This is a genomic window from Mesorhizobium sp. B2-3-11, from assembly GCF_006442215.1.
GTDB classification, from domain to species: Bacteria; Pseudomonadota; Alphaproteobacteria; order Rhizobiales; family Rhizobiaceae; genus Mesorhizobium; species Mesorhizobium salmacidum.
In genome coordinates this window covers 359427-381482 of record NZ_VFVS01000002.1, presented here as the reverse complement: position 1 = coordinate 381482, position 22056 = coordinate 359427, and the positions used below count along the sequence as shown (strand labels likewise).

21 protein-coding genes and 1 pseudogene are annotated in these 22056 nt (G+C 63.0%); 13 read left to right on the top strand and 9 right to left on the bottom strand.

The genetic code is table 11. From position 1 onward, the window contains the following. Positions 1-32 precede the first annotated feature (32 nt). The 4 genes from FJ960_RS05320 (at position 33) to FJ960_RS05305 (ending at position 3601) form a co-directional block, all read left to right on the top strand. Positions 33-644, top strand: a complete 612-nt coding sequence (locus FJ960_RS05320; RefSeq protein WP_027143532.1) for a shikimate kinase — start codon at positions 33-35, stop codon at positions 642-644. Then, the gene (gene aroB, locus FJ960_RS05315) at positions 641-1777 is read left to right on the top strand and encodes a 3-dehydroquinate synthase (protein ID WP_140712320.1); all 1137 of its coding nucleotides are present in this window, start codon (positions 641-643) and stop codon (positions 1775-1777) included. Before FJ960_RS05320 ends, aroB begins: the two co-directional genes overlap by 4 nt. A gap of 1 nt (position 1778) precedes the next feature. Continuing rightward, positions 1779-2669, top strand: a complete 891-nt coding sequence (locus FJ960_RS05310; protein WP_140712318.1) for an HlyC/CorC family transporter — start codon at positions 1779-1781, stop codon at positions 2667-2669. Positions 2670-2797: 128 nt separating this feature from the next. Continuing rightward, a complete protein-coding gene (locus tag FJ960_RS05305) occupies positions 2798-3601 on the top strand; it encodes an alpha/beta hydrolase (protein ID WP_140712355.1) in 804 nt (267 codons plus the stop codon). 75 nt (positions 3602-3676) lie between these two features. On the opposite strand, the gene FJ960_RS05300 is transcribed toward FJ960_RS05305, so the two are convergent. From FJ960_RS05300 to FJ960_RS05290, 3 genes are read right to left on the bottom strand one after another with little or no spacing between them, the layout of a single operon-like run. Beyond that, on the bottom strand, positions 3677-5221 hold the full coding sequence (locus tag FJ960_RS05300) for a SpoVR family protein (RefSeq protein WP_140712316.1): 1545 nt from the start codon (positions 5219-5221) through the stop codon (positions 3677-3679). 9 nt (positions 5222-5230) lie between these two features. Further along, positions 5231-6544: a YeaH/YhbH family protein gene (locus tag FJ960_RS05295; protein WP_140712314.1), complete on the bottom strand. Its 1314-nt coding sequence runs from the start codon at positions 6542-6544 to the stop codon at positions 5231-5233. Positions 6545-6563: 19 nt separating this feature from the next. Further along, positions 6564-8513, bottom strand: coding sequence for a PrkA family serine protein kinase (locus tag FJ960_RS05290; RefSeq protein WP_140503346.1), 1950 nt, complete (start codon positions 8511-8513; stop codon positions 6564-6566). A 318-nt stretch (positions 8514-8831) separates the two neighbouring features. On the opposite strand from FJ960_RS05290, the gene FJ960_RS05285 reads away from it, so the two are divergent. After that, positions 8832-10385: an acetolactate synthase large subunit gene (locus tag FJ960_RS05285; protein WP_140712312.1), complete on the top strand. Its 1554-nt coding sequence runs from the start codon at positions 8832-8834 to the stop codon at positions 10383-10385. A 39-nt stretch (positions 10386-10424) separates the two neighbouring features. Here FJ960_RS05285 and FJ960_RS05280 read toward each other — a convergent pair whose 3' ends face one another. Then, on the bottom strand, positions 10425-10727 hold the full coding sequence (locus tag FJ960_RS05280) for a BolA family protein (protein ID WP_140712310.1): 303 nt from the start codon (positions 10725-10727) through the stop codon (positions 10425-10427). A gap of 179 nt (positions 10728-10906) precedes the next feature. Between FJ960_RS05280 and FJ960_RS05275 the strand changes: the two genes are divergently transcribed. The 5 genes from FJ960_RS05275 (at position 10907) to FJ960_RS05255 (ending at position 16103) form a co-directional block, all read left to right on the top strand. After that, positions 10907-11536 (top strand): J domain-containing protein, encoded by a 630-nt coding sequence (locus tag FJ960_RS05275; protein WP_032922426.1) that lies wholly within the window; start codon positions 10907-10909, stop codon positions 11534-11536. Positions 11537-11659: 123 nt separating this feature from the next. Further along, positions 11660-12646, top strand: coding sequence for a cobaltochelatase subunit CobS (gene cobS / locus FJ960_RS05270; protein ID WP_127276014.1), 987 nt, complete (start codon positions 11660-11662; stop codon positions 12644-12646). A gap of 11 nt (positions 12647-12657) precedes the next feature. Then, entirely contained in the window at positions 12658-14556 is a 1899-nt protein-coding gene (gene cobT / locus FJ960_RS05265) for a cobaltochelatase subunit CobT (RefSeq protein WP_140712308.1), read from the top strand. Beyond that, the gene (locus tag FJ960_RS05260; protein ID WP_140712306.1) at positions 14553-15581 is read left to right on the top strand and encodes an esterase-like activity of phytase family protein; all 1029 of its coding nucleotides are present in this window, start codon (positions 14553-14555) and stop codon (positions 15579-15581) included. Before cobT ends, FJ960_RS05260 begins: the two co-directional genes overlap by 4 nt. A gap of 156 nt (positions 15582-15737) precedes the next feature. Continuing rightward, positions 15738-16103 (top strand): SRPBCC family protein, encoded by a 366-nt coding sequence (locus FJ960_RS05255; protein WP_246672621.1) that lies wholly within the window; start codon positions 15738-15740, stop codon positions 16101-16103. Positions 16104-16131: 28 nt separating this feature from the next. Here the strand turns inward: FJ960_RS05255 and FJ960_RS05250 are convergent, their stop codons facing one another. From FJ960_RS05250 to rpmB, 3 genes are all read right to left on the bottom strand, one after another. Beyond that, positions 16132-16806, bottom strand: a complete 675-nt coding sequence (locus FJ960_RS05250) for a hypothetical protein (protein ID WP_140712304.1) — start codon at positions 16804-16806, stop codon at positions 16132-16134. 3 nt (positions 16807-16809) lie between these two features. Next, positions 16810-17493 carry a queuosine precursor transporter gene (locus tag FJ960_RS05245; RefSeq protein WP_140712302.1) on the bottom strand — a complete coding sequence of 228 codons (684 nt, stop codon included), beginning with the start codon at positions 17491-17493 and terminating at the stop codon, positions 16810-16812. 162 nt (positions 17494-17655) lie between these two features. Beyond that, entirely contained in the window at positions 17656-17952 is a 297-nt protein-coding gene (gene rpmB / locus FJ960_RS05240) for a 50S ribosomal protein L28 (protein ID WP_027143515.1), read from the bottom strand. 258 nt (positions 17953-18210) lie between these two features. On the opposite strand from rpmB, the gene FJ960_RS05235 reads away from it, so the two are divergent. The 3 genes and pseudogenes from FJ960_RS05235 to FJ960_RS05225 all read left to right on the top strand — a co-directional run bounded on the left by FJ960_RS05235 (position 18211) and on the right by FJ960_RS05225 (position 20776). Beyond that, the gene (locus FJ960_RS05235) at positions 18211-18999 is read left to right on the top strand and encodes a DUF3108 domain-containing protein (protein WP_140503335.1); all 789 of its coding nucleotides are present in this window, start codon (positions 18211-18213) and stop codon (positions 18997-18999) included. A 44-nt stretch (positions 19000-19043) separates the two neighbouring features. Then, positions 19044-19928: pseudogene (locus FJ960_RS05230) on the top strand (DMT family transporter); the annotation flags it as partial. A gap of 173 nt (positions 19929-20101) precedes the next feature. Continuing rightward, entirely contained in the window at positions 20102-20776 is a 675-nt protein-coding gene (locus FJ960_RS05225; RefSeq protein WP_140712300.1) for a lysoplasmalogenase family protein, read from the top strand. Here FJ960_RS05225 and FJ960_RS05220 read toward each other — a convergent pair. Continuing rightward, entirely contained in the window at positions 20773-21192 is a 420-nt protein-coding gene (locus tag FJ960_RS05220) for a cupin domain-containing protein (protein ID WP_140503331.1), read from the bottom strand. The two genes, FJ960_RS05225 and FJ960_RS05220, sit on opposite strands and share 4 nt — an antisense overlap. Before the next feature lie 22 nt (positions 21193-21214). Then, entirely contained in the window at positions 21215-21982 is a 768-nt protein-coding gene (gene gloB / locus FJ960_RS05215; RefSeq protein ID WP_140503329.1) for a hydroxyacylglutathione hydrolase, read from the bottom strand. Positions 21983-22056 lie beyond the last annotated feature (74 nt).

Genomic DNA, 22056 nt, shown 5'->3' with positions numbered 1-22056 from the left:
TACGCCGGCAAAGAGGGCCCAAGAAACAGCTGATGAACGCGTTACAGGCAAATCCTCCAGGCGAGACCCATGCCGCGCTGCTTGGCCGGCTGGGCGGCCGGTCCATTGTCTTTGTCGGGCTGATGGGCGCCGGCAAGACGGCGATCGGCCGCAAGGTGTCGACGATGCTTTCGCTGCCTTTCATCGACAGCGACCAGGAGATCGAGAGCGTGTCGCGGATGACCGTTCCGGAACTGTTCGAGCGCTATGGCGAGACCGAGTTCCGGGCTTTGGAACAGCGTGTCATCCTGCGCGTGCTTGAAAACGGCCCGCAGGTTCTGTCGACCGGCGGCGGTGCCTTCATGAACGCGCAGACGCGCGAGGCCATCGCCACGCACGGCGTGTCGGTGTGGCTGAAAGCCGAGCTCGACCTTCTGATGGACCGCGTTTCCAAGAAGCAGAACCGGCCGCTTTTGAAAAGCGCGGATCCCCGCGCCGTGCTGGAGCGGCTGATGGGGGAACGCTATCCGGTCTATGCCACCTCTGACATCACCGTGCCGACCCGCGACGATCGCAAGGAGGTCATCGCGGCCGAGGTGCTTGAGGCGCTGTGCCGGCATTTCGGCATCGATGCGATAGCCGCGACGGGCGAGGTCGATACATGAGCGCGGATCAGCCAGTCACCGTCGAAGTCGGTCTGGGTGACCGGGCCTACGACATCTTGATCGGCTCGGGCCTGCTGTCGCGCGCCGGCGCCGAGATTTCGCGCCGGCTGCCCGGCACACGCGCCGCCGTCGTGACCGACGAGAACGTCGCCGCCGCGCATCTCGATGCGCTGAAGGCCGGGCTCGAGAAGGGTGGTATCTCGCCGGCCGTCATCACGATGCCGCCCGGCGAGAAGACCAAGAGCTTTGCCCATCTCGAGGCGGTGGTCGATGGCGTCCTGGCGGCCAGGCTGGAGCGCGGCGACGTCGTCATCGCGCTTGGCGGCGGCGTCATCGGCGATCTCACCGGTTTTACAGCCGGCATCGTTCGGCGTGGCATGAATTTCGTGCAGGTTCCGACCTCGCTTCTGGCGCAGGTCGATTCCTCGGTCGGCGGCAAGACCGGCATCAACAGCCCGCGCGGCAAGAACCTCGTCGGGGTCTTCCTCCAGCCCAGGCTGGTGCTGGCCGACACCGAAGTGCTCGACACGCTGCCGATCCGCGAATTCCGCGCCGGCTATGCCGAGCTTGCCAAATACGGGCTGATCGACCGGCCGGAATTCTTCGGCTGGCTGGAAGCGAACTGGGAAAAGGTGTTCGCCGGCGGACCGGAACGGGTCGAGGCCATTGCCGAGGCCTGCCGCGCGAAGGCCGATGTCGTTGCCCGCGACGAGTTCGAGACCGGTGACCGCGCTCTGCTCAATCTCGGGCACACTTTCGGCCATGCGCTGGAAGCCGCCACGCAGTATGACGGCGCTCGCCTTGTCCATGGCGAAGGGGTGGCCATCGGCATGGCGCTGGCGCACCGGTTCTCGTCGCGGCTCAATCTCGCCAGCCCCGACGACGCGGCCCGCGTCGAGGCGCATCTGCGTGCCGTCGGGCTGCCGAGGCGGATGGCCGATATCCCGGGCGAACTGCCAGATGCCGAAGCCCTGCTTTCATTCATCACGCAGGACAAGAAGGTGTCGCGCGGCGCGCTGACCTTCATTCTGACGCGCGGCATCGGCCAGGCCTTCATCGCCAAGGACGTGCCTGCCTCGGAAGTGCTGTCGTTCCTCAGGGAAAGCCACCCAGCCAGCCGGAAAGCCGGCTGAGATGGACACTGGCTGGGTCGTCATCGCCGTCCTTACCATTGTCGTCCTGCTGGTCGCTGCCGTGCGCACACGCCTGCTTGCCATGTTCGGCTATGAACTGTCGCACATCGAGCCGCCGCGCTCGAGCCAGGACGAATTGCGCGGCGCGGTCGACGATTTCCGCCGCGACGGGCAGATGGTGCGCGAGGACCGCGACCGCATCGGCGGTCTGTTCGATCTCGAAGAGCTTGAAGTGTCCGACGTCATGGTCCACCGCACCAACATGCGCTCGGTCAACGCCGACAACGCGCCGGAAGCGGTGGTGCGCGAGATCCTGCAGAGCCCGCATACCCGCATGCCGCTCTGGAAAGGCTCGCTCGACAACATCGTCGGCGTGCTGCACGCCAAGGATCTGCTGCGGGCGCTCAACGAGGTTGGCAACGATTTTTCGCAGATCGATGTGATGAAGATCGCGTCAAAACCCTGGTTCGTGCCCGACACCACGACCTTGCAGGAACAGCTCAATGCGTTCCTGCGCCGCAAGGCGCATTTCGCCGTCGTCGTCGACGAATATGGCGAGGTCGAGGGGCTGGTGACGCTGGAGGACATCATCGAGGAGATCGTCGGCGAGATCGCCGACGAGCACGATGTCGACATCCAGGGCGTCAAGCAGGAGGCCGACGGTTCCGTCGTGGTCGAAGGCACGGTGCCGATCCGCGACCTCAACCGGGCGCTCGACTGGAACTTGCCTGACGAAGAGGCGACCACCATAGCCGGCCTCGTCATCCACGAGGCGCAATCGATCCCCGAGGAGAAGCAGGCTTTTACGTTCCACGGCAAGCGCTTCGTCGTCATGAAACGCGACAAGAACCGGATTGCCAGGGTCAGGATCCGGCCGGCCGGCGATAGTTGAGCGGCTCAGTGCTTGATGGGATCGCCGAGCCGCTCTACCGCTACGCACTTTTCCTGGAGTTGCTCTTGAGCCGTCGCCTTATCGATCCTCACTGGAACTCCCGCCCGCCGGGATGCATTCTTTCGCCGATGACGATCGATCGGCGAACCCTGCTCCTGGCTTCGATGTCCACCTTGTTGCCTGCCGGCGTGTTGGCGGCACAGGGCAAGCCATCGCCCGAAACCTTCGACTATGGTCCCGCCAAGCTCGACATCTATGCGCCCGATGGCGCGAGAAACCTGCCGGTGGTCTTCTTCGTCCATGGCGGCGCCTGGCGGTTCGGCAAACGCAGCCAGGTAAACGCCAAGCCGGCGTTCCTGCTCGCCAACGGCTTCTGTTTCGTCTCCATCGACTACCGCATGCTGCCGCAGGTGGATGTCGCCACCCAGGCGGGCGACGTCGAGAAAGCCTATGCCTATGTCAGGGCCAACATCGCCCAACATGGCGGCGACCCCAACCGCATCGTCGGCATGGGCCATTCGGCCGGCTGCCATCTGATTGCGTTGACCGGCATGCGCGGCGAATTGCCCGGCGTTGCCGGGCTGCTTCTAGACGATACCAGAGCCTATGATCTTGCCGCCCTCGCCAAAAATGGCGGCATGGTGCGGGCCTATTCTCGGGTCTTTTCCGATCCTTCGCAATGGGCGGTGCTGTCGCCGGCGAGCTATGTGGATGGTCGCAAGCATCCGCCTACGTTCATCGCCTATTCTCGCGCCGATGGTCGCGGCGAGCAGTCCACGGCCTTTGCCGAGCGCCTGCGCGCCAGCGGCACTGATGTGACTCTGTTCGACGGTAGCGCCTATACGCACACGTCGATCAACCGCGACTTCGGCGAGGGTGATGATGCGCTGACCATAGCGGCGCTGGCGTTCCTGAAATCGACGGTCGGCTGAGCTCACCCAGCCTGCCCGCGGAGCATGTTCCACTCGTTCCGCTCGACAGCCTACGATGCGGCCCGAGGCCGAAACTCAGCAGTCATTGCTGGAGCGTTCGTTAAGTGTCGCACCGGTTTCGGCGTCGACCGAAGCCAGGCTGACTTCGTAACCCCAGAGGCTCCGGATATGGCGCAGGGTCGCGTCGCGGCTGCCGTTGTCGAGCAGTACGCCCTCCTTCACCTTGTGCTGGAGCCGCAAATGCCGGTTACCGAGCAGGTCGACGTCCACTACCTGGATATCTGGCCGGTTCGCCCCGATGTCGTAGCTCTGGGCCAGCGCGGCACGTATCTTTCGGTAGCCGCGCTCGTTGTGTATCGAGGCGACCTCGTAATGCGAGTCGTCGGCTTGGTCGGCCAGGACAAACATCCGCCATTTCCGTATCAGGGCTGGGCTGAGGTGCTGGCGGACGAAAGATTCATCGCGGTGATTGGCCCATGCGTCCAGCAGCACGTCGCGCCAGTCACCGCGGCCCGCAATGTCGGGAAACCAGTCGCGGTCCTCCGCCGTCGGCTCGATCGAAATGCGCTGGATGTCCTGCATCATGTCGAGGCCGAGCGCGTATGGGTTAATACCGGAGAACCGGGGGTCGTCGAAGGCCGGCTGGAAGATCACATTGGAATGGTTGCGCAGGACCTCGAGCATGGCGCCCTCGCTGATCTGGCCGCGGTCGAACAATGCGTTCATGAGGGTGTAGTGCACGAAGGTGGCGCAGCCTTCATTCATCACCTGCGTTTGCCGCTGCGGATAGAAATACTGCGCAACGACACGCACGATGCGGATGATCTCGCGCTGCCACGGCTCCAGGACAAGGCTGTTCTTCTCGAGGAAATAGAGCAGATTTTCCTCGGGCAGGTTGAGCGATTTCTTCCGCTCCGTCAGGCCCTCATCCTTCTTCTCCGTCTTGCTGGTGTCATGTGAAGGAGGCAGCGTGCGCCATAAATCGTTGTAAGAGCGCTCTTCGTATTCCAGGCGCTCGCGCAGCCCTTCACGCTGCCGCTCGGACGACAGCTTTGGCGGCCTGTGATATCGGAACACGCCTTGCTCCATGAGCGCGTGGGCACTATCGAGAATGCTTTCCACGGCTGACAATCCGTGCCGCTCCTCGCATCGGGCAATGTAGCCCTTGGCGAACTCCAGGTAGCTCAGGATTCCCCCGGCGTCGGTCCACTGCTGGAAAAGGTGGTTGTTCTTGAAGAAATGATTGTGTCCGAGCGCCGCATGCGCCGTCACCAGGGCCTGCAGGGCCATGGTGTTTTCCTCCATCAGGTAGACGATGCAGGGATTGGAATTGATGACCAGTTCATAGGCCAGCCCCCGGCCGCCCTTGCGGTAGAGAAAGTCCTGGTACAGGAAATGCTTGCCGAACGACCAATGACGATACATCAGCGGCATGCCGACCGATGAATAAGCGTCGAGCATCTGTTGCGAAGAAATGATTTCCATCTGCACCGGATAGGTGTCCAGCTTGAGCTCCTCGACGGCGATTGCCGCGATCGCCTCATAAGCCTGCGACAATTTCTGGAAATCCCAGTCGGATCCGGAAAAGAGCAAACCCGGTTTGCTGGCTGTCCTGGCCATGGTTTCCCCTCAGGCACTCTTCCGGAGCGCGGGCTGTTTGGCAAAGAGCTGACGAAAGACAGGATAAATATCGGCGGCCGTGGCTATTCGGCTCATCTGGAAGTTCGGCCAGTTTGACTCAATGGCGCTGTAGGCCCGCCAGAGCGACGTCCCGTTTTCGGTCGCGCCGAAGATGTGGCTCTCGCGTTCGTCGATGATCTCGACATAGGCGAAATACTGGCACAGGCGCATGAGCTTGCCGTTCAGCAGGGCGATGCAGCGCTCGGAATCGGTGGCGAAATTGTCGCCGTCCGAGGCCTGGGCGGCGTAGATGTTCCACTCGCTCGCGGGATAACGCTGCTCGATGATGCGATGCATTTCCTCGAGTGCGGTGGAAACGATGGTGCCGCCGCTTTGCGTGCAGTAGAAGAAGGTTTCCTCATCCACCTCCTGCGCTTCGTGCGTGTGGCGGATGAAGACGATTTCGGTGCGCTCATAACGTCTTTTCAGGAACAGGTGCAGCAGCACGAAGAAGCGCTTGGCAAGGTCCTTCTCGCGCTCGCCCATCGAGCCCGACACATCCATCAGGCAGAACATGACCGCTTTCGCATTCGGCACCGGGCGCGGGTCGAAGCGGTTGAACCGGATGTCGACCGGGTCGACGAAGGCAATCCGCCGGCGTCGGCGCTCCAGCCGCTCGATCTCCTCTTTGAGGGCCGCGACGCGCTCGCGCGTCTTAGCATTGGGCGGTGCGGCCTCCAGCGAGGCGAGGTCCTGCAGGATCGCATCTACCGCCGCTTGCTTGGGGCGCCTGAGCGCAATGCGGCGGCCGTGGCTGTTGCGCATCGTGCGGCCGACATTGATGTTGGTCGGCGAACCGGTGGCCGCGAAACCCGCCCGGCGTGGCTTGAAGGCAAGGATCTCCTTGAGATTGAGCTTCACCAGGTCGGGCAGTTCGAGATCCTCGAAGAAAAGATCGAGCACCTCCTCGCGCGACAGGACGAAACGAAAGTCGTCCTCGGACGCGGTGTTTCCCGGTGACGAACCGCCCTTGCCTCCGCCCTGGCCAGGCTTGGGGATCAGATCACCCTGGGCGAATTGCCTGTTGCCCGGCAGAATGTGCCGGCGCCGGCCGGTGTCCCTGGCGTCGTTGAAGGTCGGCTCGCCGGTGCCTCTCTCGGGCATCGGCACGACATGGTCCGCGTCCACGTCGGCGATCCGCCCAGCGCGGATCTGGTCGCGAATGCTGCGCTTGAGTTCCTCGCGGGCACGCCTGAGGAAGCGCTGGCGATTGCCAAGGCTTTTGTCCTTCGGATTGAGGCGACGGTCGATAAAGATCGGCATGCAACCATTCGGGCTGCTCTCAGCCCGCCTTGTTCACCCGCATGTACCAATCGACCAGCCGGCGGACCTGCCGTTCCGTATAACCGCGCTCCACCATCCGCTGGACGAATTCACTGTGCCGTTTTTCGGTGACGCTGTCCTGCTTGGAGCCGAAGCTGATCACCGGCAGGAGGTCCTCGACCTGGCCGAACATGCGCTTTTCGATCACCTCGCGCAGCTTCTCGTAGCTCGTCCATGACGGGTTGCGACCGTGGTTGCGCGCCCGGGCACGCAGCGTGAACTTCACCACCTCGTTGCGGAAATCCTTCGGGTTGGCGATGCCTGCCGGCTTTTCGACTTGCGACAATTCGCTGTCCAGCACCTCGCGGTTGAGGATTTGGCCGGTATCGGGGTCCTTGTAGTCCTGGTCCTCGATCCAGGCATCGGCATAGGCGATGTAGCGGTCGAACAGGTTCTGGCCATATTCGCTATAGGACTCCAGATAGGCCTTCTGGATTTCGTGGCCGATGAACTCGGCGTAACGGGCGGCCAGTTCCGACTTGATGAATTCGAGATAGGCCGCTTCCATCTCCTTCGGAAACTGCTCCCGCTTGATCGCCTCTTCCAGTATGTACATCAAATGCACCGGATCGGCGGCCACTTCCGCGGTGTCATAGTTGAACGTCTGCGACAGGATCTTGAAGGCAAAGCGCGTGCTGACGCCGGTCATGCCTTCGTCGACGCCGGCGGCGTCGCGATATTCCTGGACTGACTTCGCCTTCGGGTCGACTTCCTTCAGGTTCTCACCGTCATAGGCGCGCATTTTGGTGTGCAGCGGCGAATTGTCGTGCTCGGCAAGGCGCGTCGAGACGCTGAACCGGCTGAGGATGTCCAACACCTCGGGCGCGCAGGGGCTGGCGGCCAATTCACTCTCGCGCAGCAGTTTTTCGTAGATTTGCCTTTCTTCGGTGATGCGTAGGCAATACGGCACCTTGACCACGAGAATGCGATCGAGAAACGCCTCATTGTTCTTGTTGTTCTTGAACTGTTGCCACTCGGATTCGTTGGAATGGGCAACGATGATGCCCTGGTAGGGAAAGGCACCGAAATTCTCGGTGCCGTTGTAACTGCCTTCCTGGGTCGCCGTCAGCAATGGATGCAGCACCTTGATCGGCGCCTTGAACATCTCGACGAATTCGAGCAGACCCTGCGTCGTCCGGTTCAGTCCACCGCTGTAGGAATAGGCGTCGGGGTCGGACTGGCTGAAATTTTCCAATTGCCTGATGTCGACCTTGCCAACCAGGGCTGAGACATCCTGATTGTTCTCGTCGCCAGGCTCTGTCTTGGCAATGCCGATCTGGCGCAGCCGCGACGGCATCAGTCTGACGACGCTGAATTTGGAAATGTCGCCGGACAATTCGTCGAGGCGCTTGGCCGCCCATGGCGAGATAAGCCCGTTCAGGCGGCGCCGGGCTATTCCGTATTTGTCCTCCAGGAGATCGCCCATGCGATCCGGATGGAACAGGCCAAGCGGCGATTCGAAAACCGGACTGATCTGGTTGCCGACCTTCAGCGTGTAGATCGGGCGCTCCTCCATCAATTTCTTCAACCGTTCGGCCAAGGAGGACTTACCGCCGCCGACCGGGCCTAGGAGGTAAAGGATCTGCTTGCGCTCCTCGAGGCCCTGAGAGGCGTAGCGGAAATATCCGGCGATGCGCTCGATCGTATCCTCCATTCCGTAGAAATCGGAAAAGGAGGGATATATCTTGACGGTCCGGTTCGAGAAAATGCGGCCGAGCCGCTCGTCCTTGCTGGTGTCGACCAGGTCAGGCTCGCCGATCGCCTCGACCATTCGTTCCGGCGCCGAGGCATACATCGACTTGTCCTCGCGGCAGGCAAGCAGATATTGCTGGAGACTTATCTCCTCCTGGGCGGCGTTTGCATAAATTTCCGAAAACAGGTGGAAGACGTCGGATGGGTTCTCACGCATGATCATTGCCTTCAGAGCCATTCTGGCGGGGCCCACACATTCAACTGCGGGAAGGCATTGTTTGTTCCGTCGACGCGCGTGCATCTGGCATCAAAATCCTGGCATCGCTCCAGCCCGAATGGCTGCCTGTCCTGATTGAGCGCTCGCAGCGTCCGCGGAGACTCTTGCGATCTGGAGATCGACCGCGATTTCGGCAGGGATGGAGACATGCTGACCGCCGCGGCGCCCTGTGGCTGGATCATGCCAAAAGCGGCGGCGGGATATTGCCGTGCGGACATCCGCGGGTGCAACTGCTCTTCGTGAATGGGAGAAATTTGCATGAATGGCGCCGATGTTCTGTGCGACGTGCTGCTGGCCAATGATGTGAAGGTGTGCTTCGCCAATCCCGGCACATCCGAAATGCATTTTGTCGCCGCGCTCGACCGTAAGCCCGAGATGCGTTGTGTGCTTGGCCTGTTCGAGGGCGTGGTGACCGGTGCGGCCGACGGCTATGCGCGCATGACCGACTGTCCCGCCGCGACGCTGCTGCATACCGGGCCGGGGCTGGCCAATGGTCTTGCCAACATGCACAACGCCCGGCGCGCCATGAGCCCGATGATCAACATCGTCGGCGACCACGCCTCATACCATTTGCCACTCGACGCGCCGCTGACCAGCGACATCGAAGGCCTCGCGGCGCCGATGTCCAACTGGGTTCGACGCATCGAAGGGCCCGCCGATGTCCAGCCGGCCACGGAGGCGGCCTTTCGCGCCTCGCTGACGCCGCCCGGCGTCACGACGCTGATCCTGCCGGCTGATGCCGCATGGGGCGACGCCAACGCGGTTTCGCCCGGCAAGGTGGAACTCGCATCGCCGCCAGCCGTCGGCATGGAGGCCGTGCGAACGATCGCTACCGCGATCCGCGCGACTCCGGGCCGTGTTGGCATGGTCGTCCGGGGGCGGGCGGCACGGGCCGATGCTCTTGAAATCGCCGGCCAGATTTCGACGGCCTGCGATGTCAGGCTGTTCATCGAGGTCCTGATCGCCCGGATGCAGCGCGGGCGCGGGCGTGTCGCGCCGACGCGCATCCCCTATCCGGTCGACGCGGCGACGGCGATGCTCAGGGATATCGATGTCCTTGTGCTGGTCGGCGGAAAGGAGCCGGTCGCCTTCTTTGCCTATCCGGGAAAACCGGGACGGCTTGTCCGTGGTGACTGCCAGGTGCTGACGCTCGCAGCCCATGGGCAGGACTTGCATGCGGCGCTGGAAGCGCTTCGCGACGAACTGGGCGTCAAGCGGTCACAGCTGACGGCGGTTGCCACTGCCTTCCCTGACGAGGCAACGCCGAATGGCCGGCTGACGGAAGATGCTATTGCGCTGTCCGTCGCGAGAAAGCTGCCGGCCGACGCGATAGTCTGCGACGAGGCCGTCACCTCGGCGCGACGTTTCTTCGCGCTGTCGGCCTTTGCCGCGCCGCATGATTACATGATGGGCACGGGCGGGTCGATCGGCGGCGGCATTCCGCTGGCGACAGGTGCGGCGATCGCCTGTCCCGGCCGCAAGGTGATCAATCTCGAGGCAGATGGCAGCGGCATGTACACGGTGCAGGGGCTATGGACGCAGGCGCGGGAACATCTCGACGTGCTGACGATCGTCTTTTCCAACCGCACCTATGCGATCCTGCATGGGGAGATGCGTAATGTCGGCGTGAACGCGATCGGCGAGAATGCTAGGCGCATGCTCGATCTCGACCATCCGGCGCTGGACTGGGTTTCGCTGGCCAAAGGCATGGGCGTGGAGGCGGCGCGTGCGGATAGCTGCGAACGTTTCGACGCGCTGCTCGACGCTGCCTTGTCTCGACCGGGGCCGTTTCTGATCGAAGCGGTCATTTGAACGCAGCATGAGAGGCGCAGGGCTGGCTCGCGGCTTGGCCTACCAGCGCGTCTGTTCGCCGGGCGCCGCGGGCTCGATCGCCAGCGCGTGCACGCCCGCTTTCAACTCGTCGGCCAGAAGCTGGTTGACGGCGCGATGACGGTCGATGCGGCTCATGCCCGTAAAACTCCGAGAGACGATGCGGACCCGGAAATGCGTCTCGCCGGCGCCGTCGAATTCTGTGTGGTGACCGGATTCCATGTGATGATGGCCGGCGTGGAGATGGCTTTCGTTGAGGATGACGAGCCGCTCGGGCGAAAATGCCTTGTTGAGCTTGTCTTCCATGGTCGCCTGTATGGACATCGTCTTTTCCCTTCACCACATATGGCTGGCTCGCCGCCATGAAAACCGAAAATCGGTTTCACCAGGCCGCCGGCGTACAACAAAATCGGTCATTCGCCCGCTTTAAGCCGCGATTCAGCGGTTAGGGCGATGATCGCGAAAATGTCAATTCTTGTTTCGCATCTGCGAACGCCCCATAAATGGGTGAGATGAAGCCGTATCCCAAATATTTCGAGAAGATTCGCGTCCGTCCAGACAAGGACGCGGAGGTGAAGGCGCACGCGCCGATTTGCCAGTGGGATGGCTGCAAGGAGGCGGGCACGCATCGCGCGCCTGTCGGGCGCATGAAGGAGGGCGAGTATTTCCGCTTCTGCTTCGACCATGTGCGCGAGTACAACAAGGGCTTCAACTACTTCTCCGGCGTGCCGGACACCGAGGTCGCCCGCTTCCAGAAGGAAGCGATGACCGGCCATCGGCCGACCTGGAAGATGGGCGTCAACGGCGCCTCGACACGCTCCTCGCCCGATATGGCGCAGATGCGCTCCGGCCGCGCCGGCTACTACAACCGCATGCGCGACCCGTTCGACCTGTTCAAGGGGCCGAAGGATCCGCGCGAGGCACGCGAGCGCAAGGCCAAGCCCCTTGAGGCCAAGGCGCTGGAAACGCTTGGCCTTGATACAAAGGCGACTGGCAAGGACATCAAGGCGCGCTATAAGGAACTGGTGAAGCGTCACCATCCGGATGCGAATGGCGGCGACAGAGGTTCGGAAGACCGGTTCCGCGATGTGCTTCAGGCCTATCGCGTGCTCAAACAGGCAGGCCTGTGCTGAGCGACCCCATGGTTTGTGTCGTTTTCCAACTTTCATAAGGTTGGAAAAGGCTCTAAGACCGCCCCCGAACAAAATGGATTGCCGGCGCAACGCGACGTTTCGCCCGTGGAGACGTTGAGAGATATGAACAAGGTCGATCGCGACATCGCCAATCTGCCCGACACGACGGTGTCGGTGAAGGAGAAATTCGGCTTCGAGTCCAAGATGGTGGTGCCGGCCTATTCGGTGACATCAGAGCACGTGCCCGACATCGATCCCGACTATCTGTTCGACAAGGCGACGACCTTGGCGATCCTCGCCGGCTTCGCCTACAACCGCCGCGTCATGGTCTCGGGCTATCACGGCACCGGCAAATCGACCCATATCGAACAGGTCGCCGCCCGCCTCAACTGGCCGTGCGTGCGCGTCAACCTCGACAGCCATGTCAGTCGTATCGATCTTGTCGGCAAGGACGCGATCGTCGTCAAGGACGGCCTGCAGATCACCGAATTCCGCGACGGCATCCTGCCCTGGGCCTACCAGCACAATGTCGCGCTGTGTTTCGATGAGTATGACGCCGGCCGTCCGGATGTGATGTTCGTCATCCAGCGCGTGCTGGAATCGTCCGGCCGCCTGACGCTGCTCGACCAGAGCCGGGTCATCCGCCCGCATCCGGCGTTCCGCCTGTTTTCGACCGCCAACACGGTCGGGCTGGGCGACACTACCGGCCTTTATCACGGCACCCAGCAGATCAATCAGGCGCAGATGGACCGGTGGTCGATCGTCACCACGCTGAATTATCTGCCGCACGACAATGAAGTGAACATCGTGCTCGCCAAGGCCAAGCATTATCGCGACACCAAAGGCAAGGACATCGTCAACAAGATGGTGCGCGTCGCCGACATGACGCGCTCGGCCTTCATCAATGGCGATTTGTCGACGGTGATGAGCCCGCGTACCGTCATCACCTGGGCCGAGAATGCCGAAATATTCGGCGATGTCGGCATGGCGTTCCGGCTGACGTTCCTCAACAAGTGCGACGAGCTGGAACGTTCGGTGGTCGCCGAGTTCTACCAGCGCGCCTTCGGCCAGGATCTGCCAGAGAGCGCGGCCAACGTGGTGCTGGGCTAAGCAGAGCCTCGATGGCGGGTCCAGGCGACAACACGCGCAACAAGTCGAAGACGGGGTCTGAAGCCGACAGCTTCAAGCGCGCCGTCACCGTCTGCATGCGCGCCATCGCCGGCGACAAGGAGATGGAAGTCGGCTTCGCCAAGGACAGGCCGGCGCTGGCGGGCAGCCGCGCGCGGCTGCCCGAACTGCCCAAGAAGGCATCGAAAGCCGACATCGCGATCACCCGCGGGCTCGGGGATTCCATGGCGTTGAAGCGCGCTTGCCATGATGTTCGCATCCACAGCAAGCTGGCGCCCGAAGGCAAGGCCGCCCGCGCCATCTACGATGCGGTCGAGCAGGCTCGCGTCGAGGCGATCGGCAGCCGCGCCATGCAGGGCGTCGCCGACAATATCGGCTCGATGCTTGAGGATAAATACACCAAGGCCAACCTCGTCGACGTCAAGGACAAGGCCGACGCGCCCATCGAGGAGGCGCTCGCGCTGATGGTGCGCGAAAAGCTGACCGGCCGGCCGGTGCCGAAGAGCGGCGAGCGGCTGGTCGAACTCTGGCGGCCCTGGGTCGAGGAGAAAGCCAGAGCCGACCTCGACGGCCTGTCGGAAAAGCTCGAGGATCAGCAGGCCTTCGCCCGCGTCGTGCGCGAGATGCTCGCCTCCATGGAAATGGCCGAGGAACTCGGCGACGACCAGGAGACCGAAGACTCCGAGGACAATGACGACAACCAGCCGCAAGGCGAGGAACAGAGCGAGGAGGGCGGCGAAGACGATTCCGGCTCCGAGCAGTCGCAGTCCGAGGATGCCGAGGCGTCGGCAGACGACGAGCAATCGGCGGAGACCGAAGCCTCCGACGCAACGGCCGACGATCTGTCCGACGATGACGATGCCGACGCCGAGACACCCGGCGAGGCACGCCGCAACGACAATCCCTTCACCAGTCTGCCGAAGGAAATCGACTACAAGATCTACACGTCAGCTTTCGACGAGACGGTTGGCGCCGAGGAGCTTTGCGAAGAGGAAGAGCTCGACCGGCTGCGCGCCTTCCTCGACAAGCAGCTCGCCAATCTGTCGGGCGTCGTCGGTCGGCTCGCCAACCGGCTGCAGCGCCGCCTGATGGCGCAGCAGAACCGGTCCTGGGATTTCGACCTGGAGGAGGGCTATCTCGACCCGGCGCGGCTGGTGCGCGTGGTCATCGACCCGATGCAGCCGCTGTCGTTCAAGCAGGAGCGCGACACCAAATTCCGCGACACGGTGGTGACGCTGGTGCTCGACAATTCCGGTTCGATGCGCGGCCGGCCGATCACCGTCGCCGCCACCTGCGCCGATATCCTGGCGCGCACACTGGAGCGCTGCGGCGTCTCGGTCGAGATTCTCGGCTTCACCACGCGGGCATGGAAGGGCGGGCAGGCGCGCGAGAAATGGCTGAAGGACGGCAAGCCGCCGAACCCCGGCCGGCTCAACGATCTGCGCCACATCATCTACAAGTCGGCCGACCATCCTTGGCGGCGGGCGCGGCGCAATCTCGGCCTGATGATGCGCGAAGGCCTGCTCAAGGAAAACATCGACGGCGAGGCGCTGCTGTGGGCGCACAACCGGCTGATCGCCCGGCCCGAACAGCGCAAGATCCTGATGATGATCTCGGACGGCGCGCCGGTCGACGATTCGACGCTGTCGGTCAATCCGGGCAATTATCTCGAACGCCATCTGCGCGCCGTCATCGAGCTGATCGAGACCCGTTCGCCGGTCGAACTGCTGGCCATCGGCATCGGCCATGACGTGACCCGCTATTACAGGCGCGCCCTCACCATCGTCGATGCCGAGGAACTGGCCGGCGCCATGACCGAGCAACTGGCTTCGTTGTTTGCCGAGGAAAGCGCGAAGGATACGCGGCGCGGCGGCACACGACGCGCCGGATGATCCTTTCGCGGCGCGGGCTTCGGGACACGCTTTTCGCCGCCATCGCCTTGCTTGCCGGCATGGCTTCGGCGCCAGCCGGTTCGGCCGGCTCGGCCGCAGTTGAGCCTGTCGCAATCTCGGCCCGCCCGATCACCGAATTCCATATTGGCGGTACCGACAAGCAGTTTGGCCAACTCGAATTCGTCGGCGGGCTGGAGATGACCTCGCCATCACACGATTTCGGCGCGCTGTCGGCCTTCCGGTTTCTGAAAGCCGGCAGCGATTTCATCGGTGTGGCCGATACCGGTTACTGGTTCTTCGGCTCGGTGGCCCGAGACGCCGACGGGCGACCCGTCGGCATCCAGAAATTTCGCATGCAGCAAATGGTCGACCAGAGCGGCCAGCCGATCGACGAAAAACGGGAAATCGATGCCGAGGGCCTCGCGGTCAAGGACGGCATTGCCACCGTCGGTTTCGAGCGCAACCACCGCGTCGTCCAGTTCAGGATCGACCCGGACGACATGAAGGCGCCGTTCAGGCAGCTGGATTTCCTGGTGCCGGCGCGGGAACTGCGGCAGAACCGCGGCTTCGAGACAGTCACCCATTCAAATGCCAACGGCCAGCATCGGGGCGGCCTTGTCGTGGTCTCGGAAAGGAGCCTCGACAAGACCGGCAACATCTACGCCGCCATCATCGAAGGGCCGCGCAAGGGCGTCTTCACAGTCAAGCGCAGCGGCGATTTCGACATCACCGATGGCGCCTTTCTGCCCGATGGCGACCTTTTGCTGCTGGAGCGCAGCTTCACCATGACGGGCGGCCTCAAGATGCGGCTGCGGCGCATTTATGGAGAGAGCGTCGAGAAGGGCGCCGTTGCCGACGGGCCGGTGCTGCTGCAAGCCGACATGGGCTACCAGATCGACAATATGGAAGGGCTAGACGTCTGGACCCGCGATGACGGCGCGCTGATGGTTTCGCTGATCTCCGACGACAACCAGTCGATCCTGCAGCGCAATTTCTATCTGGAATTCATTCTGCACCAGGATTGAGTGGCAGCTCCGCCCCGACGCCTATTGGCGATTTTGTCCATGCGTCGGCCATCCCAGCGTTCTCCCTGACAGACCACTAAATCTGAATGAGTTTATCGACCATGACCGTGTTTGCGAAAAAACTTTAGTCTGGACTTGACAATTGAGATAGCCACGGTGCGGCGTTGGCGCATCGAAGGCGATGGTTTTGCCGTTGCCGAGTTCAGCTTCGACTTTCGCGTCGGCGGCGGCGAGGTGTCTCGCTTCAGCTATGGCGGCGGCCCGGAGATCAGGCTCGACGCGCAATTCCAGGACATCGTCGCCGACCGGCGCATCGTGTTTTCCTACAGGATGGCGGTCGGGCCGCAGCCCATGTCGGCATCGCTGACCACCGTGGAGCTGACGCCTTCAGGCGATGGCACAAGGCTGACCTACACCGAGCAGGGCGCTTTCTTCGACGGCATCGATTCCGCCAAGGGACGGGAGGAGGGGACTCGCGGGCTGCTGGAGGCCCTTGCCGCCGAACTTCAGCGGTCAAACTAGCCCCGGCTGCCGACGATCTTGGTCAAGATCATGAGGCTTTGGTGGCTATCCAGATGACATGACGCGCGCCGCGCTTGCCGTTGGCGCGCGTGTTGACTTCCTCGACAGCGAAAGCTGTCTGTTTCAGCCGCCGCGTGAAGCCGGCATCAGGTCCCTGCGACCACACCGCCAGCACGCCGCCCGGCTTGAGGGCGGTACGCGCGGCGGAGAGGCCAGCCACGCTGTAGAGGGCGTCATTGCTTTTGTGGACGATGCCCTCGGGGCCATTGTCGACGTCGAGCAGGATGGCGTCCCAGGCTCCGGCCCCGGACCGTATCAACTGGCCGACATCGGTTTCGCGGATGGTGACGCGGGAATCATCGAGCGAACCGGCGAAAATCTCGGCCATTGGGCCGCGCGCCCAGGCGACGACGGCCGGCACCAGTTCCGCGACAACGATCTCGACATTGTCGCCCAGTTCGGCGAGAGCAGCGCGCAGCGTAAAACCCATGCCAAGCCCGCCGATCAGGATCTTCGGCTGCCGATGGCCCGCAATCCTTTGGCAGGACAGTTTCGCCAGCGCTTCCTCGGAGCCGTTCAGCCGGCTGTTCATCAGCTCGTTGGTGCCGAGCATGATCGAGAATTCGGAACCGCGCCGTTTCAGCCGCAATTCCTGCTGGCCGTCGGGCGTTTTCGCGGAGTCCAGCTGGATCCAGGGAATCACCGCTTAGGCCGCGGCAATGGCCGGCTGGCTCCAGCGGGCGGCGAGCAGCCGGTAGGGAATCAGTGCCACGACGGCGATGATCAGCTTCACGCTGAGGTCGCCGAGCGCCCAGGACACCCAGCGCATGGCATCGACATGAAACACGCCCATCAATGGGGCGCTTTCGAGCGCGAAACTATCGCTTGGACCGACAAAGGCAAAGGCGGCCGAAAAAGCCACACCGAAGAACACGACGGTGTCGAACACCGATCCGGCCAGCGTGCCGATGATCGGTGCCCGCCACCAGCTCTGCCGACGCAGCCGGTTGAACACGGTGACATCGAGCAACTGCGCGGTCAGGAAGGCAGCGCCCGAAGCGGCCGCGATGCGCACCAGCCGGTCGGCTGATGTCTCGAACTCGATCAGGCCATGACGGAACAGGAAGGGCGGGACGAGGATCGAGCACACCACCGCCGTCATGAAGCCGACAAAGACGATCCGGCGCGCCACGGCAGGTCCGTAGCGGCGGTTGGCAAGGTCGGTGACCAGGAAGGAAAAGGGATAGGTGAAGGCGCCCCAGGTCAAAACGTCGGCGAGCGACAGGCCGCCGATCTGGCCCCGCATGGGGAACTGGACGAGGATGTTCGAAGCCACGACGACAAGCGCCATGGCGGCCACAAAGGGCAGGTATCGCGAAAAGGAAGACATTTTTTTATCCTGGGTAATGGAACCAGCGGAGCGTTTTGCCGAAAACCGGATCACGCTCGCTTCGTAGTCGAGCATCGGGTTGTCGAACCTTGCGGATCTATCCGATGCTCAGTGGCCAACAAGAGGTTGGCCAGGGCGGTTTTCCCCCGCCTGAGAGACGAATTAAGCGGCAGCCTGTTCGGCGGTTTTCTTGGCGATCTGCTTCTTCAAGAGACGCGCGCGCTGCGACAGCTCCTTGACGTCGGCCTTGGCCAGGAAGGCATCGAGGCCGCCGCGATGTTCGACCGAACGCAGCGCGTTGGCAGAAATGCGCAGGCGCACATTCTGGTTCAGCGCTTCCGAAATCAGCGTCACATTGACGAGGTTCGGCAGGAAACGACGCTTGGTCTTGTTGTTCGCGTGGCTCACATTGTTGCCGGTCTGGACTGCCTTGGCAGTGAGTTCGCAGGTGCGGGACATGGTTCTAACCTTCAGTTCTCTCGTGGCCTGCCAAACTTTTGTGCCCACGCCGGGCGGCGCGCGGTTCTGGTCAGGCGGCCTTATGGAAAAGTTGGCGTTCCTTAGTTGCATTTCACCGGGGCGTCAAGCTCCGGCTTCCCCACGGAAGCGCCCGGCATTTCATATTAAGGCCGGATTTCACCCTATAAGCGGTCTCACAGGGACATGCCAGACCGGAGTCGCCCGCCTCCGGCCGAAAATCAAGGATCCGATCCCGCCATGCCTCGTTCGTCTCACGCGCTTGTTGCCGCGCTTGCCGTCGCCTTGCCGTCCGCCGCGTCCGCTGCCTCGCCGCAGTCGTTCAAGGGCGAGTACACGGTGTCGTTTCTGGGTCTCTCGATCGCGAGGTCGACTTTCTCCAGCCACTATGAGAATGGCGCCTACGCGATCGAAGGCAGTGTCTCCGCGGCGGGTCTCGCCAAGCTGTTCGACGACACGCGGGGCACGATCTCGTCCAAGGGTACGATCTCCGGGCAGAAGATGGTGCCGGAGGCATTCCGTGCCGACTACACTTCCGGCAAGAAGGCATCCTCGATCGACATTCGCTTTACCAACGGTAACGTGACCTCGACGCAGGTCATCCCCGCCCCCGGCAAGCGCGACCCCGAGGCCTGGGTGCCGATCGGCGCCGGCGACCTGGCATCGGTGCTCGATCCGATGGCCGCCACCGTCATCCATGCCGACAGCCTGGACCAGGTCTGCGGCCGCAAGGTCAAGTTCTATGATGGCGAGATGCGCGCGGACCTGACACTGACCTACGCCTCGAAAGGAACGATCTCCGTGCCGGGCTACAAGGGCGACACCGTTACCTGCCAGATGGGTTTCGAGCCGGTGGCGGGCTATCGCAAGGGCCGCAAGGCGCTCAACTACCTCAAGAACAAAAGTCGCATGATGGTGACGTTTGCACCGCTTGGCCAAACCGGCGTATATGCGCCGATCCACGCCACGGTCGGAACGCAGATCGGTACCTTGACCATCAGCGCCAGGCGGTTCGAAGCAGTACAATAAGGCACGCCACCGGGGACAGGATGGGGCGCGCCGCTGGAGACAAAATGGCGCGCGCAACACTGATCGGCTTTTCGGCGGTCGCCATGTGGGCATTGCTGGCGTTGCTGACGGATGCGTCCGGCAAGGTGCCGCCATTCCTGTTGTCGGCCATCACTTTCTCGATCGGCACAGGCGTAGGGTTTGTCGCGCGACTGTTCATGCCGGCCACAGATAGGAGCCAGAAAATCCCTCCCCAGGTTTGGGTGGTCGGTATTGCTGGCCTGTTCGGTTACCACTTCTTCTATTTTACCGCACTGCGCAACGCGCCGGCGGTGGAGGCGAGCCTGATTGCTTATCTCTGGCCACTGCTGATCGTGCTGGGCTCGGCGCTGATGCCGGACGAAAAACTGGCTTGGAATCATGTCGTCGGCGCGCTGCTCGGCCTTGCCGGCACGGTGCTGATCGTCACCAAGGGCGGCAGCTTGGCCTTCGACGCGCGCTATGCCTTCGGCTATACCATGGCCGCCGTCTGCGCCCTGCTATGGTCGTCCTATTCACTGCTGTCGCGACGTTTCCCGTCGGTGCCGACCAGCATCGTCACCTGGTTCTGCGCGGCAACCGCCGTGCTGTCGCTCGCCTGCCACCTGGCGCTCGAGGAAACAGTGCTGCCTGACGGCGCCGGCCAGTGGTTGGCCGTGCTCGGGCTCGGCCTGATGCCGGTGGGCGCTGCCTTCTATGCCTGGGACATCGGCGTCAAGCGCGGCAACATCCAGGTGCTGGGTGCCGCAAGCTACGCGGCACCGCTTTTGTCGACGCTGGTGCTGATCGCGGCCGGTGCCGCCGAGCCTTCGTTGCGCATTCTGGCCGCCTGCGTGCTCATCACGGGCGGCGCGGCGCTGGCGGCAAAGTCGCTCTTCTTGCGCAAGCCAGCGGCGACCGGGAGCGGAGCCAAGGCATCCGAAAGCGGAGCCAGGGCATCCGAAAGCGAAGCCGGGGCATCCGAAGGCGGAGCCAAGGCATCCGAAAGCGAAGCCGGGGCATCCGAAGGCGGAGCCAGGGCATCCGAAGGCGGAGCCAGGGCATCCGAAGGCGGAGCCAGGGCATCCGAAGGCGGAGCCAGGGCATGACGATGCCGTTTGCCGGCGGCATTGACGCCAATGCCAATGCAACGCTGATCTTTTCGCTGGTGGCGGCGGTGATCTATGCCTTCACGCTTGGCATGCGGCCGACGCTGGCCCGCTCGGCGGCAAAGACGCTCGCCGTGGCCATGCTCGCCGTACTCGCCGCAATCCAGGGCGGCCCGCTGCTGCTGGTCGCCGCCCTTGCGCTGAGCGCGGTTGGTGACGCCTTCCTGTCGCGCGACGGGGAAAAGGCATTTCTCGGCGGGCTGGCGAGCTTTCTCGTCGCCGATATCATCTATGCCGCGCTGTTCCTGCGTAGCGGTGGCGGATTGGAGTTGCTTGCCGCCGAATCCTGGCTGGGCGCGATTGCACTGGCCATGGCGATGTTCGCGATTGTCATGCTGGCGGCGCTCTGGCGCCGTGTCGGTCCCGGCCTGCGTAGTCCGATCGCGGCCTATATCCTTGCGATCCTGGCCATGGGCATGTCGGCGCTGACGACAAACAGTAGCTGGGTGATCGGCGGCGCGGTGCTGTTCATGGCATCGGACGGGCTGCTCGCCACGGAGAAATTCCTGGTCGCCGCCATATCACCGCAGCGTGCCTTGATGCGCCTCGCCGTCTGGGTGCTGTACTACGCCGCCCAGTTCGCGATTACCCTGGGTTTCCTGCTGGGTTAGGGCTGCCAGCCCGGCTCGGCGAGTTCGAAGGCGGCGAAATCGAAACCCGGCGCGACGGTGCAGCCGACCAGCGTCCACTCGCCCAGGCTGCGCGCGGATTGCCACCAGCCTGCCGGCACGACGATTTGCGGCCGTTCGCCCGCCGCGAGGTCGATGCCGAGAACCTGCTCGATAATGGCGCCGCCTTCTTCCCACATCGACAGCGCCAGCGGGGCACCGGCATAAAAATGCCAGACCTCGGCGGCGTCCCTGACCCGATGCCAGGCCGAAAGCTGGTGCCGTTCCAGCAGGAAATAGATGGCGGTCGAATGACCCCGCACGCCGCCGGCTTCGTCACGAAAAGTTTCCGCGTACCAGCCTCCTTCCGGATGCGGCTTCAGTGCGAGCGTTGCTATGATTTCCGCGGAACTGGTCATCGGCAGAAAGCCAACACGGCGCTCAGAAATTGTCCTTGCGCTTGCGGATCTCGGCGAAGACCTCGGCATCTCCAGCCTTCTCCATGCCCAGATGCTTGCGGATTGCCGGATCGTGCCAGCGCAGGAAGGGGTTGGTCGACAGTTCCTCGCCGATCGTCGTCGGCAGCGTCGGCTTGTTGTCGACCCGCAGCGCCTCGATCCGCGCGGCACGCTCCTTCAATGCCGAATTGGTGGGGTCGACGCTCAGCGCGAAACGGGCATTGGCGAGCGTATATTCGTGGCCGCAATAGACTGTCGTCTCGGCCGGAAGGGCCGCGAGCTTCTTCAGCGATTCGTACATCACCGGCGGCTTGCATTCGAACAGCCGGCCGCAACCCAGCGCGAACAGCGTATCTGCGGTGAACGCCACTTTCGATGCCGGCAGATGGTAGGAGACATGGCCGGCGGTATGTCCGGGCGTGGCGATCACCTCGATGCGCTCATCGCCGAGATGAAGGATGGAGCCTTCTTCGACGGTTTCGTCGATGCCGGGAATCTTGGCCTTTTCCGCCTCCGGGCCGACAATGCGCAGCTTGAAGCGCTCCTTGAGCGCCAGATTGGCCTCGACATGGTCGACATGGTGATGCGTGGTCAGGATCATCGTCGGCGTCCAGCCGGTGCGCTTGATCGCGGCGAGGATCGGCGCCTCCTCGGGCGCGTCGACGATTGCGGTCTGTCCGCTTTCGGGATCATGCACCAGCACACCGAAATTGTCGGTGCGGCACATGAACTGTTCGATTTCGACCGGCATCGCATCTCTCCATTTACCGCTGCAGACATAGGGTGCCGCCGCGTGAATGTCATCCCGGATGTCAAAGCGAATGA